15 protein-coding genes and 1 pseudogene are annotated in these 15,151 nt (G+C 28.5%); all 16 read right to left on the bottom strand.

The features are described 5' to 3' along the window. Positions 1-8 precede the first annotated feature (8 nt). The 16 genes and pseudogenes from EII29_RS08300 to EII29_RS08235 all read right to left on the bottom strand — a co-directional run bounded on the left by EII29_RS08300 (position 9) and on the right by EII29_RS08235 (position 14,616). Positions 9-506: a phage baseplate protein gene (locus EII29_RS08300; RefSeq protein WP_125237066.1), complete on the bottom strand. Its 498-nt coding sequence runs from the start codon at positions 504-506 to the stop codon at positions 9-11. Position 507: 1 nt separating this feature from the next. Continuing rightward, positions 508-2,748 (bottom strand): hypothetical protein, encoded by a 2,241-nt coding sequence (locus EII29_RS08295; protein ID WP_125237065.1) that lies wholly within the window; start codon positions 2,746-2,748, stop codon positions 508-510. 10 nt (positions 2,749-2,758) lie between these two features. Then, entirely contained in the window at positions 2,759-2,902 is a 144-nt protein-coding gene (locus tag EII29_RS12110; protein WP_158612497.1) for a hypothetical protein, read from the bottom strand. A 34-nt stretch (positions 2,903-2,936) separates the two neighbouring features. Beyond that, positions 2,937-3,344, bottom strand: a complete 408-nt coding sequence (locus tag EII29_RS08290) for a hypothetical protein (protein ID WP_125237064.1) — start codon at positions 3,342-3,344, stop codon at positions 2,937-2,939. Between the two features lie 18 nt (positions 3,345-3,362). After that, complete coding sequence (locus EII29_RS08285; protein WP_125237063.1) at positions 3,363-3,785, bottom strand: hypothetical protein; 423 nt, start codon at positions 3,783-3,785, stop codon at positions 3,363-3,365. Between the two features lie 12 nt (positions 3,786-3,797). Continuing rightward, positions 3,798-4,865: a hypothetical protein gene (locus EII29_RS08280; protein WP_125237062.1), complete on the bottom strand. Its 1,068-nt coding sequence runs from the start codon at positions 4,863-4,865 to the stop codon at positions 3,798-3,800. 1 nt (position 4,866) lies between these two features. Continuing rightward, entirely contained in the window at positions 4,867-5,781 is a 915-nt protein-coding gene (locus tag EII29_RS08275; protein WP_125237061.1) for a hypothetical protein, read from the bottom strand. 134 nt (positions 5,782-5,915) lie between these two features. Beyond that, positions 5,916-6,074, bottom strand: coding sequence for a hypothetical protein (locus tag EII29_RS12105; protein WP_158612496.1), 159 nt, complete (start codon positions 6,072-6,074; stop codon positions 5,916-5,918). An 832-nt stretch (positions 6,075-6,906) separates the two neighbouring features. Then, entirely contained in the window at positions 6,907-7,065 is a 159-nt protein-coding gene (locus EII29_RS12100) for a hypothetical protein (protein WP_158612495.1), read from the bottom strand. Between the two features lie 152 nt (positions 7,066-7,217). Continuing rightward, positions 7,218-7,589 (bottom strand): annotated as a pseudogene (locus EII29_RS12875) (phage antirepressor KilAC domain-containing protein). A 1,014-nt stretch (positions 7,590-8,603) separates the two neighbouring features. Further along, positions 8,604-9,194 (bottom strand): DUF5105 domain-containing protein, encoded by a 591-nt coding sequence (locus EII29_RS08260; protein ID WP_125237059.1) that lies wholly within the window; start codon positions 9,192-9,194, stop codon positions 8,604-8,606. Positions 9,195-9,389: 195 nt separating this feature from the next. Beyond that, positions 9,390-9,818: an ImmA/IrrE family metallo-endopeptidase gene (locus EII29_RS08255; protein WP_125237058.1), complete on the bottom strand. Its 429-nt coding sequence runs from the start codon at positions 9,816-9,818 to the stop codon at positions 9,390-9,392. Between the two features lie 9 nt (positions 9,819-9,827). After that, the gene (locus tag EII29_RS08250) at positions 9,828-10,238 is read right to left on the bottom strand and encodes a RodZ family helix-turn-helix domain-containing protein (RefSeq protein WP_125237057.1); all 411 of its coding nucleotides are present in this window, start codon (positions 10,236-10,238) and stop codon (positions 9,828-9,830) included. Positions 10,239-10,647: 409 nt separating this feature from the next. Continuing rightward, on the bottom strand, positions 10,648-12,099 hold the full coding sequence (locus tag EII29_RS08245; protein WP_125237056.1) for a sulfatase-like hydrolase/transferase: 1,452 nt from the start codon (positions 12,097-12,099) through the stop codon (positions 10,648-10,650). Positions 12,100-12,121: 22 nt separating this feature from the next. Then, the gene (locus EII29_RS08240) at positions 12,122-13,813 is read right to left on the bottom strand and encodes a solute:sodium symporter family transporter (protein WP_199726058.1); all 1,692 of its coding nucleotides are present in this window, start codon (positions 13,811-13,813) and stop codon (positions 12,122-12,124) included. Positions 13,814-13,878: 65 nt separating this feature from the next. Further along, on the bottom strand, positions 13,879-14,616 hold the full coding sequence (locus EII29_RS08235) for a GntR family transcriptional regulator (protein ID WP_125237054.1): 738 nt from the start codon (positions 14,614-14,616) through the stop codon (positions 13,879-13,881). Positions 14,617-15,151: the final 535 nt, after the last annotated feature.

Below are 15,151 nucleotides of genomic sequence, written 5' to 3'. Positions count from 1 at the left end.
TCTAACACCTACTTTATAGCCCTGCTGTATAAATTAACTACCGTATTCAGCTTTTCTTTTACTTTTCCTACAACCTGTGTAAACATTCCGTCTGAACTTGTTATATTCTTTATATCTTCATAAATATTTCCTTCAGGAATTCCATATCTCATTTCTTGAAAAGATACATTCAGTTCAATGATATTATCTTTTTCAGTATCATATTCCTGAGTATTTGAAATATTTTTTATTACCATATTCCTAAATATTTGATTATGCTTAAGAAGTATCAATACCTGTTTATCATTATTTTTCCACATACTTTCCAAAGCAGTAAGATGAAGTTTTTTAAGCCTACCTTCCAAAACTATTGTAAGATTTATTTCCTTTGCTTTAAAATAACGGTGATCATTGTCCTCATATCCTAAATAGGTTTTTCTTGAAGTTATTTCTTTTTGTAAATTTATATTGTTTGATATGGATTTAAATGGTAAAATTCCAAAAAATCCGTCATATTTAAAAAACATATTACCCGCCTTTCTTAGCATTTTGTATTTGATATAAATCTCTTATCCGTGTATTTTCATTTATCCCGTTATCAGAAATTTTATTCCCGTTAAGTATTATTTCCAGATTATTTGTAGTCTTGTTTTGAATATATCTGTCTTTTATATCTCTGAACATTTCCATAATTCCCATTTTTTTCTGACTTTCCAGTATTGCAGTCCTTTTTGCTTCAAACAAGTTTGCTCTTTTTATTTCAGAAGTTATATCGTATCCGGTTTTTTTGAGAATATCCTGTAAATTTTCTATCGCCGATACTATTATTTTATTTTCTTCTTTAGCCTTAGCGTCTTTTTCTCTTCCTTTACTTCTTGTATCTTTTTTAGGAGGAGCACTTCTGTTACTTACCGAATTACCGCCGATATTTTTTTTCATATTTTTATAAGGATCCGTCTTTTTATCTTTTTCATTTTTATTATTTGGAAATTCCTTTCTTTCCTTTCCTGTATTTCCTGCTTCAGAATACCCTCTTATTTCTTTTTTTCTCTTTTCCTTATTATTATCTAAGTTATCGGCATAACCTTCAGTATTTTTACTTTTTTCTCTTACCCGCTTTGCTTCTTCTTTTGCAATACCTCCTACTAAATCCCCCATTCCGAAAGGCAATTTCAAAAACATATCTCCTATTTTATCTATTCCGTCTGCAAACAGATTTAGTATATATGCAACTGCCCTTGCCGAAGCGGACATTATAGTATCAAAAATATTTAAAACCATATTTTTCAGCTGTTCAAATCCTTCCGCCGCTCTCGGAATATTTCCGGTAAATAATGCTACAATAATATCTACAATTACTGAAATATATTCCTGTACTGTTCCTATGGTAAGCATTATTCCTTCACACAGAAAATTCCATACTTCTAAAAGTATCGGAACAACTTCTTCGGAAACAAAGATCATTAATCCATTGAAACCTTCCGTTATTCCATTCAGAATATCCTGCACCGATACACTTACTCCAATCCATTCCAGAAATCCGTCAATTATTGAAAATATGTAACTGTTTCCTGTTGTAAGCCCGTTCCATAAATCTATTATTATGGCAGTTAATATTGCTATTTTTGCTATTAACACAAGCACCGGAACACTTATTGCCGTTAATATCGGAGCAATTACTGATGCCGCCATTGAAAGTCCTCCCAAAACAGCAATAACCATTCCTATAATACCCGTCAGTTCGGAATTTTCTTCCGCCCATTTCTGAAAAGATTCCAGAAGATTCTGCACAACATTTAAAACAGGAGATAAATACTTTTCTATTTTTTCAAAAAAAGTTATTTTTATATTTGTTATCGTATCGGAAATACTTTTCATTATACTGTTAAAATCTCCGGATGATTTTTCGGCTGCTCCTACTACTCCGGGCAGACGCCCTAAACCTGCCATATAATTATATATATCCTGCTCATTTTTCTTTACTTTGGTCGATACTCCGCTAAATGTGTATATCCACGAGTCTCCTGCATCTTTAGCAGTTACTCCGAATTGTTTCAGTCCTTCATTTTCTCCTTTAACTGCATCCGTGACTGCTCCTATCCATTGTCCCAAATCCTTTTTCTGAGCTTTTGCCATATTGTTAAATTGAAGCATTTCCTCTTTAGTCGGCTTTAATCCGTTATTTATAAGTTCATTGAATGCCGATCCTGTTTCACCCATTCCGAGGTTGGCTTCTCTTGCAGTTTTCTTTATAATGTTCATCAAACCCGAAGCTTCCGCATCTTCTCCGAGGGAATTACTCAGCATTGTTTTTAATTCCTGAAATTTCCCTCCTATACTGAGTATTTCTTTGGTAAAATCAGTCGGTACGGCTTGCGATATTTTCTTTGCAAATTTTCCTACCTTTTCAAATTTTCCCTGCTTTTCATTTCCTGAATCTTCCTGTCCGGAATCAGAAGATACTTTTGATGTTTTCTTTATACCTTTTTTAATCTTTCCTCCGAATGCTTTTTGAATAAAATTATCCGACACAATTTTCGGAATTTTTCCCTTTTGTTCAAATTGAACAGGAACTTTTACTTTCTTGGATATTTCTTTTTTTAACTTATGAATGTCTTTATACCCTTTAGGATTAAGCTCAACATTAACTTTGATATCGGTTTTCAATCTTTTTTCTATTGTCCTTTTTACTGTGCCGAGCAATCTCTCCAACTCTTTAAAATCAGCTTCGAAACCAATTTTTGCCTTTATATTCTGATTTTCCGCCATATTAAAACTCCTACCTTAACCTATTTTTCAAATGCTCTCTTAAAAATGCCGTTGTCTGAGCAATCTGAAACTCACTCCAATTGTCTTCAATTTCATAAGGGTTTAAGCCGAACTCAAACCCTATTAAATGTGATGCATAACTCCTATAATCCATTTCCGAAAAATGTTTATTGTAATTTATATATCCATCACTTTTTAGAAAAACTGGGAGACACTGAAATCTCAGCAGCAAATCCTATTAAATGGAACAGACCGTCGAATGTCAGTTTATCTATTTCCGTACTCGAAATCTGAAATAGTTCCTGAGTTATATCTATAAGATCATTTATTTCCTGTCCGTCTCCTATTGTAAGAGTATCTCCATTTAACAAACCTGAAACTTTGGATATAAACCCTGTCAGCTTTCTTGCGAGAGGAGTAATCAGCTGAATTGATACAATACTTTTTTCTCCATCATTTCCCAGTCCTTCTAAATAAAGAATATATGTTTTATTAGGTAATCCGAAAAACTTCCTTTCTCCTTTAAAAGACTTGGCAAAAGGTTCTTTTCCCGCTTCCAATTGTATAAACTCGCTTTTGTTATTTTTTTTATCCATGTTTCATCTCCTTTATATTTATATTTTCTTTTCCGTTCTTGTTCCTGCTATTGCAAATGTATTTTTAGGGGCATCTGCTGTCAACATTCCTTCTGCAGATAGTTCTGTCATAACATTTCCATCCTCATAGTAAGTAATAACTTCTTCACCGTCAATTTTTTCATGTGTTTCAAAATTTAACGACGGATAGTCATTACTTTTTAAAAATTCTAAATACGATAAAACTCTTTTCATAGCTTTAGAAGTAGAAGGTATCGTAAATGTCAACTTATATGGAACATCTCCCATAATTGAATATATCCCCTTACCTCTTGTCGTACTTCTACGAGTAGTTTTATCTCCCAGTGCTTCAATACTTATTGCATCTTCATCAAGTTCATCTATTATAAGTTCCCTGCCGTTAGCAGTAATTTTTACATATCCTTTTCTTAAATAAGCCATTTATATTCCCTCCTAATTTCCTTTTTCCGAATTTAATTTTACAGCTACTTTAGATTTAATAATTGCTCCTTGGAACCAACATTTATATTCTATTTCAGCTTCTCTGTTATTAAGCGATACTATTTTAACTTCAAATGCTTTTTCTCCGCTCATAAGTAAATCTTCTTTGTTATAAATTATTCCTCTATCCGCAAATTCTTTAAGTATTTCAATTCCTTTAGAAACTAAAAGAGATTTACCGAAGTCATTAGCAGGTATTTTTTCTCCTAAGGTATTTTTTTCAACTATATACTTTGTCATATATACTCTCATATACTCATCTATTGCTATAGTTGCAACGGAATAATCAAACCATGTAGTTCCGTCCATTGCTTTTCCATAATAAGGAATAACCATCTGATCTTCTTCTGTTACAAGATTTACTCCTGTATCTGATGTTCTTTGAATTCCTACAAGTTTAAGTTTTTCACTTTCACTAAATGTCGAACCTGTCAATCCGTTTAATTTTATTGCAGCAAAAGGAACCGAACCTGGAAAGAAATCTTTTACAGTTGCCACTAAATTACTTACCTGACCTTCTTTCTTGTCCGTAGCAACATAAAACGCTAAATTAGTCGGATTTTCCTTTGCTATTTTTAAATTCACTTCTGTTGTAAAGTTTTGAGCTCCTTGCAACAAAGCTACATAGTTCACTGATGTTCCTTTAAGAAAATCAATAATTTCTTTAACTTCTCCTTCTTCACTTACAGCTGCCAATGTATAAAACCATTTTCCACGGAATCTTACATCCAGCCCTTCCAATATTTTTGTATACGTTACTTCTGATGTATTTTCTCCATATACCCATATGTAATCAGGTTTTGGATTTGCTCCGAAATAATCTTTTACCAATGCGGTTTCCTTCGCATCATCATCATAACCCAGCTCTTTAAATTCCGCTACACTTGTTATTGCTTTCGGTAAATTATTTTCATTAATCGCTTTCCCTTTCACAACGAACAAGACGCTTGAAAAATCCCTTATTGTTAAAGATAAAGCCGCATTTATTGCCTGAATACTCACTATTGCATTTCTTGACATTTTAGTCCTCCTTATTTTTTAATTTTCCTGTTAAATTTATTCTTTCAATATAATCATTTTTAAAGTTATATATTGTATCTGCTTTAAATTCTAAATTATATACTTTTTTATTTAAAATTTTGTCATTTACTATAACTTCATTTTCAGATAATAGATCTAAATTCTGTATTTCAAAATCTTTTATATGCTCAAAACGGAATGAAGTCCTTTTCAATATGTGTTCAAATATTATGTTTTTACTTAAAACAAGGTCCAGATCAATATCATTGGGCTTTAAATAATAGTTAATCGTTACTCTGTAATTTCTTTTTATTCTTACTTCACTTTCATAATTATCTTTATTTTCTAAAACATCGGCAAAACTTGTAAAATCATTCATTTTACCTACTTGGACAATATCATAAGTTAAAAATGATCTGTTACAATTTTTAAAATATTCATTTTGAAAAAATGCTGAATAAATAACTGCTTCAATATTCAATCTGTTGAATAAAGTATAAAAAAGATTGTTCAATTCTGTCCTATACTTGTCAAATCCGATATTTTTAAAATAACCTGTTAAGTAAAATATACCGTAATGTTCTGTTTCTTCGTTTATTTCATAATAGTCGATAATTTCGTATTTTTTCCCGTCCATTTCAAGCAGATCTCCATTACTTACCGTTATAGTTTCTTCATTATTATTAATATTAACTGCCGTCAAAGGAATTTTTATCTTTCCTTTAAATTTTTTCACTATCTGTGTATTCTCCGATTTTATTTCCTGTAAGATATCCAGTCGATTACTTATACGGACCTTTACTTTATATTCTTTAAAATTTTTCATAATTATTCCTGAAACATTATCAGCAGCCATTAATTTAAAAAACTTATATTCTTTTTCCTTTGAATATAAAATTGTATTTTCCTTTTCCATATCCGCCTTTCTATCAGTACTGTAAAATATAACTGATAACTATAATTTATATCCTGAAAAATTTTGATTCCTGTTTTTCATTTTTCAATTTTTCCATTCTTTTTCTTATTTTAAACTCTGATCACTGAATCCGTCTAAACAAAAATTTTAATTTTTCCGTTACTCTGAGCAATTATCCTTTCCATTCTCAAATCTATATTTTCTATTTCAAACATTCCTATTTCATCATACTTTACTGTTTCTCCGGTTTGAAATAAAATCAGAGTTATCGGTTCTTTAACTTCTATTTTCATAAATCCTCCTAACTTAAAAATTTAAATATGTGATGTTTTTATTTATCATTTTTACATCATTAGTATATTTTGATGTTAAAAGAGTTGCCGAACAATCAATAACCAAAATATTATTCTCATTTCCGTCAAGGTATTTTCATTATACTTCGTATCATTTCGCCTCCTTTCTCATGGAAGTTTTACAGCTTAAACCAATAATACCTCCAATATATTTTTATCGATTTTTAGGTTTTACTAATAAATTAATCGTCCTTAAAGTATCAGTTCATAAAATATATCAAATTATAAATCTCAGATTTTTTACTATTTTTGTATAAACAATAAAAACATTAACTTATATTTTCTAGCTTATGAAATAATCTACTCTCCAATTTTCTGGACATTTTACTTTTTTATTAAATATCTGTATCTGATATGTCCCGTATTTAAATTATTATTCAATATTACTTTTCTAATTTTTTTATAAATCTAACCGTTATTTTTCATAACTGTAGAATTATTTAAATTTTTTATAAAACTTATATTCTTTTAAGCCGAAATTTATTTCATACTTTTCAAATATTGAAAATAAAGAAAAAGCGAACCGCTACGTATTACTACGTAACAGATCCGCTCGGGATGCTCTGAATAAAAAGTATAATTAACTTATACTTACCTATATGTTATAGTTTCAAAATATTTAATTTTATATTTTTGATAATTTAATATTTATCACTTTTTTTATAAGAATATAATCCTTTAAATAATTTATTATTTTAATTTCTATTTATTAAAAATAACAAATTAATAATACAATAAAAATTTAACAACTTAAAATTTATATTTATTTTTTTCATACATTGTCTTTTTTTTCGGTTTTATCAATTATTGTGCCTACATTTCTATTTTTACATCTTGGGCATATAAAATTATAGTTAAATCTTCCGCCTATTATCTCCACTTCCATTTTTTTCTTTTTACAAAATTTACATCTTATTTCCTGTATTTCCATCTTTTATTCTCCTTTAAACGGAAAAGACTCTATACATTTGACCTTTCCAATATTTTTTATCATATATTTCCGAAAATTTACTCTATTCTCTATTTTTTTATATTTCATTATTAAATTTAACAATTTCTGTTGTATTTTAATATACTTTATTATCATACTGTATCAATTTTTTCATATCCAAGTTTTTTCAACAATCTCGAAATATGTTCGATCCCTTTCTGATAAACTACTGTTTTGAGTGAAATTTTTATGTTTCCGGTCGTGCAGTCATTCCATTTACTTTCAGCGACTCTGAAATATCCGTTATCTATATATTTCTGATAAGGTATATTATTCTGTTATAATAGTCTCTTTTTTCTCAAAATTTTAAATAACGTATTTCTCCCTACTCCTTTAAAATTAAGTAATTTTGATACTGTTCCTACATCCGTTACCAATGTACTTTCCATAACATCATTATAAAAGTTAACTTTATGTTTCTGTTCTGTCAGTCGTTTTTTGATTTTTTGGTAATCGACAAACATTTTTTCAATTTTCCCATTTTTAAAATTCTTTAATTCATTCATTTTAAATCCTTTCTTGAACAATATTATTTTTTAAACTGTATTTTTCGATTTTCCCAATTTTATTTTTCAAATTTATTTTTATTCATCAATATATTTTTTATGAATCTGATTTTTCCTAATATCTCACACAATAGTTTTTTACGGATAGTAGATATTTTAGTTATTCTTCATTAAATACTTACAAATACTTATTTTTTAATTTCCTAATAATTCAAATTTTAAATAAATTTCTTCAAATAATATTTTTTTAACGTTAAACAAATATATTATTTCTTAATTTTATTTAATACAAACATTTTTTGTAACTAAAAAGTTACTTTAAAGGTGTAAAAAATCATTGTTTTAAAAAGCTTAAAACTTCCTCACATCTATTTTTCTTATTTTTACTTATTATTTTTTTCAATTTTCTATGACTGCTATAATCTAATTTTACTATCATTTCATTTATACTGTAACTATTTAAGTAAATAATATTTTTTATTTTGTTTCCATTTTTATCATCTCAATTTAATATAACACATTTGTAACTTTTTTGTAACATATTTTTTTAAAAAAATAGAAGATTTTCTTTAATCCCTTATTTTTCCTATTATTTTAAGTTTATTTTCAATTTTTCCTGTTTTTTTCTGTTGCTATTTAGTATTAAATTTTCTAATTTTACCACATTAGGGAACATCATAAAATTTTTTCTTAGTTATTTCAGTTCCCTAATTTATACTTTTACAATTTATTTCGCCTTCTATGGAATGTAAAACTGACAAAAAATCCCGATTACTGTCCGGAAACATTTGAAATCTGCTACCATCAACTCTTAACATCTAATTTGAATATAGTCAATACATAAAACTATTATTTTCTAAATCAAGTTCATAATAAATATAATCAATATTACTTGATTTTTTAAAATTTCCTTTTTTAAAACTGTAAATTTTTCGCTAATTCCATAACTACTGTTTTTTAGTTTTTCTTAGGCTATTTAACCGTTTCTTCATCCTGAATCATATTTTCTCCAAAATTTTCCAGTATTTTAGTAAACCCGAAACTTATTATTTCAAAAAACGGTTTGTTTTTTTCATTTTCAGTATCAACTTCCCATTCTTTTCCATTTTTCTTTAAAACGACATCTACATTTTCTTCGTTGTATTTTAAGTCTTTCGAGTTTAATTTTTTTTCAAAGAAATCTAGAGTAAACTTATCTTGAATACCTTTTATTTCTTGATTACTTTTTCCGAAATTGGCGAAAGCCAATCCCATAATTTCCTGTACATATTCTGAAAAATATACTGTTAAATCAGGAGCTTTCAAGTCCAGATTTATTGTTGCTATATCTCCTTTAACTTTAGTACTTTTTATTTTGTAAGTCATTTTTTTATATCCATTTAAAAATATTTTTGAATCCTCATCACTATTCATAAATTCCGAATTAGAGTTCAGCTTTTTTATTTTTTCCACATCTCCGCTTTGTAACGCTTTAAGTACAATTTCAAACTCTTTCTGAACTTTCGGAGTTCCACAACTCACAACTAAAAACAATAACGATAAAATCATCAATATCTTTTTCAATTCAATCACTCCTTTTATTTTTTATAATTTGTTATATCTTAGTTTTAAAAAGTAAAATTATAATTTGGTTCTATTTTCAACTTTAAGGTTTTTATTTTACTAATTACATGATAAAACCATTTTGAAATCACAGATTTTAAAAACTCTCATTATTATAATACTTAATAATTTATTTTTATTGTAATTTGTTATCCTTTAAAATCTTTTATATTTTCTTATTTCCTCCATTACTTCAAGTCCCAAATCACAATTTTCAATTAAATTATAACTTATTTCCTGAGCATCGTAGGATAATAGTTCCGCTGCAAATTCATTAGCTTCATTTTCTAATTCAGGAGTGTATCTGTAAAAATTTTCTTTCATTAATAAAACATCTTTACTTGAATGCATTACTCCATGCCCCAACTCGTGAGACAATACCACTTTTTTTGAATAATCATCTAGATTTTCATTAATTACTATATATTTATTTCCAAGTACTTTTTTAAAATATCCTTTTATATTTCCCAAGTCCATATACTTTATATAAATGTTTAACTTTCTGCATAATTCATATGGATTTTTTGTATTGTATTTTTCAATCAGATTTTTGACCCTTTGCTTTATATTTTTCTTTTTTCGCATCCAACATCCCTACTTTTTTCTTTTATTTTTTGATTTTGCATCAAAATATAATTCCTGTAAACTGTCGTATAGCTTTTTCTTATCCTCCTCGTTTATACTTTCATCATTAAAAAAATGATTTGCACTGGACATTACATCATCTAACTGTGTACGTTCACGTTTATTTAATTTTGAAATCCGCTCATCCGTCTCATCAAGTGCCGCACCTGCTAAGTTAAATAAGGTAACTTTGTCTAAAACAAATAATTCTGCTAATGCTGAAAGAACTTTTATAGGAACTTTGTCAAACTTATTATCTTCCAATCTTTTTATATTAGTATGACTGTACTGAATGTTTTTGGATTTTAATTTATATTCTACCTGTCTTAATGAAAGTCCTTTACTCTCTCTCTTTTCCTTTAAAACTTCTCCTAAACTCATATTTTTTCCTCCCGTTTCTAAATGTATTTTATCATATTTTAGTAACAAAGTTGTTACATTTTTTTGATTTTTTAAAAAAAATCGTTATATTTAAGTTACAATTTTGATATAATTATTTTTGAGGTTAAACATTTAACCTTTTCTTTAAATTTGTTTTGTAACTATTATATTACAAAACATGTTAAAATAAATGTTTCTAATATATTTACAAAAAAGATTAGCTACAAATAAAGAAAAAATTTAATTTAAAAAAAGCTAATCTCATTTTTTATTTTTTGAGACAGCTTTTTTTGCAAAATTAAATTTATAAGCTGAAAAAATATATCAGTCTGTAAATACTATTTTTTTAATTAATGAAAATAGTAATTTACAATTAATTTTCAGATTATAAACTCAAAATGATTTTAAGCTAAATTTCATAAATTATTCTGTAAAGCCAATCAGCCATAGGATCTTTTATTTTAGTCATTTCTCCATACAATTCCGTCAGCATTTCTTTTTTTATGTCCTTGTATTTTTCATTGTAAAAAAGATTTTCCATTTCTTCAGGATCATCTTTGATATTATATAACTCACAAATATCCGAAGCATTAAATACAAGTTTAAAATCTTTTCTTCTCCACATTCTTTGTTCAAAATATACAAAATGTCCTGCCAGCTGACACAACAGCCCTTTTCTATTATTCTTATAATTTTCTCTCACTATATTCAATATAGATTCTCCCTGAAACTGTTCGGGTATATTTTCTCCTGAAATATCATATGCAGTAGATGTAAGGTCATGTAAATATACAAGATTATCATCTGTTTCGTTTTTTCTACCTGATCGAGGATCTTTTACTATCATAGGAATATTATATGTAGTGTCGAACATAAATTCCCCTTTTTCTATCATTCTATGTGCTCCCATAGCATCTCCATGATCTGCCGTTACCACTATGAAGGAATTATTATATAGCCCGTTCTCTTTAAGAAAAGAAAAGAACTCTCCTATAGCATCATCAATAAGAGTTATATATCCCCAAAATTTAGATATTACTTCTTTCCATCTTTCTTCACTTGCTTCCCACATACCCCACATCTTTGAAATTGTCCTGTAATGCTTAGGTTTTCCTTTAAGAGGTCTAAAAAAGCTTTCATCCAAAACTACATCTTCAGGTTTATACATTGAATAATAAGGTTCAGGAACAATACATGGTGTGTGAGGTCCCCAGAAATTAATCCATGTAAAAAACGGTTTCCTATCGTTAAGAGATTCTGTTATAAATTTTTTAGCTTCATCTATTATAAAATAAGGTATCGTTTCCTTTCTTGTTCCGGATAGAAGACCGCATAATTCCTGTACTCTCAAGTGAGGATTGTCTCCAAAGTATGCTTTACTTACTTCAGGAATTTCATATCCTTTTTCTTCAAGCCATTCCTTATATCTGTTTCCTCGTGTCGGCGGCTGATTAAACACAAGATTTTTATAAATTCCGCTTCCCGGATATCCGTATCCGTCAAAATCATGTCCTTTTATTCCGTAATCTGAAGGTACAGATCTTGTCCCTACATGCCATTTCCCAACTACATAAGTATTGTAATCTTTTAAATTCGCCATTATGTTGGGAGCTTCGCGGAGTATTTCTCCTATACCTCCTTTTTCTCCATTTTTTATTATTCCGTGAGTTGACGGCATCTGTCCTGTAAACAGGGAAGTCCTTGCAGGCCCGCAAACCGAAGCAGGTGTAAAAGCATTCTGAAACTTTACTCCTTCTTCAGCAAGTCTGTCTATATTGGGAGTTTTAACTATTTTGTGCCCGTAAGTTCCCAACATATCCTTTCTTACCTGATCTAATAAAATATAGACTATATTATTCATTTTTTTCTCCTTAAAAATCAGTTTACAAATTTTCTTTTTTTCTTCTATAGTTTCTTAAAAAATATACCACCATTATAATTTCAACTATTAAAAATATTCCTGTTACCAGTAAAGGCTTTCCCGATTTTGAAGCCAAACCTATTGGAGAAAGAAGGGCATACAAGTAGAATAGCCCTGATATTACGATCATAATTACCAAATCAACATATTTCCAATCAGCCAAATCAACATTTGATTTATTTTCTTTTGATTCATTATAAGGTGTACTCCTTTTAAAAAATATCCCTAATATGAGCATTACTATGACATCAAATACGAATAATGCCCCCATTACATGGACAAAATTTACTTTCACTTTAAATATCCATACAAGGGAATAGTAAAGTAGAATATGCAATATAACTGTTATTCTGGCAGCTTTTCCTGAAACTGTCCTATTCAATATTCCTACTACAAATAGTGCTACTATAGGTATATTAAAAAAACCTGCAAATCTTCTTGTAAAAAGAAATATCCCCTCAGTTCCATACATTAAAAAAGGGGCTACTACCATTGTAAAAAGTGCCATAACTGTCGAAATTTTTTTTGCAAATATTATCAGTTCTTTATCTGACCTTTCCTTTTTAGAAATTATAGGAAGTAAATCATTACAGAATATAGTTGCAGCCGAGTTCAAAAAGGAATTGAACGTACTGAGAACAGCTCCAAATAGTGCTGCTATAAAAAATCCGATTAACGGCAAAGGAAGTACTTTATTTACAAGTTCAGGATATGCTATATCAATAGGTTTCAAACCTTCTCCAACAATATGATAAGCAATCAATCCGGGCAAATTCAGCATTATAGGAAGTAACAACAAGAAAATAGAAGCTAGAAGTATACCCTTTTGACCTGATTTTAAATCTTTTGCTCCAAGAGTTCTCTGAACGATAGCCTGATTCGTAGTCCAATAAAAAAAATTTACAATTAATATACCTGTGAAAATTGCCGTCCACGGTACGGCATCTTTTGGACCTCCTATTGCACTGAACTTTTCAATATTCTGAGTAGTTACTATTGATATTCCGTTTAAAACATTTCCATTTCCTAAAAATTTTAATCCAAATATAGGAACTAAAAGACCTCCTATTATTAAAATTATTGCATTCAAAGTATCTGATACCGCTACTGCCTTCAGTCCTCCAAATATTGCATAAATTCCTCCTACTATTCCTATTGTCCATATCGTAATCCACATAGACTGGGCATAAGTAAGTCCGAAAACTATTTCCAGATTGAATACTTTGTTAAAAGCAATAGCACCCGTATAAAGTGCCACGGGAATAGCTATAAAGAGATAAAAAAATAGAAATAATGTAGACATTATAAGTCTTGTAGCTCTATCATATCTGTTTTCAAAAAATTCAGGTATTGTAGTATACCCCTCTTTTATATACTTAGGCAGTAAAACCTTTGCAAGTACGCATAAAGGTATAACTGACTGAACTGTCCATGCTATTATTGAAAAATTTCCTTTGTAAGATTCCGCATTGAGTCCTATTATCTGTTCTGTGGACAAAGATGTCAGAACCATAGAACATCCTATTACGGCTCCGCTTAATCCTCTTCCCGCCAAAAAATAACCTTTTGAAGTGGAAAGATCATCATCTCTCGTTTTCCACCATGAAATAAGAGCAATAATTCCCGTAACTATTAAAAAAGAAATTAATGTCATAAACATTCCTCCCAAAAAATAATATAATTTATCTGAATTAAAATTACTCATTTTTATATATTTCTTTATTCTTCATTATAAAAGTCTATAGTATATATAAATCTGTCACCTCTGACAATTGATTCGGTGTATTCCAGTACTTCTTTGCCGTAAAACATAATCCGTTCCACATGCATTCCCACATCTCCCGTTTTTGTTTGCAGATATTTCATTTCAGTCTCTGACAGTTTACACGGATAAAACCATTCTTTTCCATTTTCAGGTTTTATACCGAATTTTTTTTCGAGAATATCATACAGTTTTATACTGCCAAAAATAAACTTTTCAATTCCGTTTACAAATTTATAATTTAAATGTATTGTTTCATATATTAAGGGTTCTTCGCTTCCGTATCTTATCCATGTCATACTGTATACATATTCCTCATTTTTCAGTCTCATTTTCTCTTTTATGTTTATATTTGGAATTTCTTTTTTTGCACTTAATATTTTTGAATTGGGAGTAAGTCCGAGAATTCTCATATCATCATGAAATTTACTAAATTTGGATCTATTCTGATAAATTTTAGGCGACCGGATAAAACTCCCTTTTCCTTTAACCTTTTTTATAATTCCTTCTTTTTCAAGTATTTCCAAAGCTTTTCTTACAGTATTTCTACTTATATAATATTTTTTTGAATAATATATTTCCGATTTAAGCTTATCTCCCTGCTTTATTTCTCCTTCTTTTATTCTTGCTTTTATTTCATTTACTATCTGAATATAAATAGGATGACTGCTTTCATAATCAATATTTATTTCCATAAATTCCCCCGTATATATAAATATCTTTAATAAAAAACAAATCAATTCTTTTCATAATAAGTATAACTTCAAAAAAAAAGTTGTCAATAAAAATTCAACAACATTCCTGACTTGTACTATATGATATTTCCTTTTATCTCTCATATTATATAACTCCTGTTTTATTTTTATTAATTAAAAAATTTATTATAAAATTAATATCACGTAACAATTAGTTATACTAAATTTTATTTTTCAGAATTATATTATAAATCAGACTTGAAAAAACTTTTCTTTTAACATTGACTCAAATGCTAAAACCTATTTAAAATCGGACTAAAATATTATTTAACGGATTTGGTCCATTAAATAAATTAGTCCGATTTCAAGTCTGCTCTATTTATTTTGTATAATTTTTAAGTGAATTGTTATTCTCTCTGCATTTTACGGAAAAATTCTTTTCCTGTTTACTTAAAGAAGGATAAAATGACTCTATAATATTAATATATTTCATTTTTATCACCTTATATTTACAGACTGATATTTTCTTCTGTTT

It is taken from the genome of Leptotrichia sp. OH3620_COT-345 (assembly GCF_003932895.1).
Classification (GTDB): domain Bacteria; phylum Fusobacteriota; class Fusobacteriia; order Fusobacteriales; family Leptotrichiaceae; genus Pseudoleptotrichia.
The sequence above is the reverse complement of the archived record's forward strand: the minus strand, read 5'-3'. Positions and strand labels throughout refer to the sequence as shown.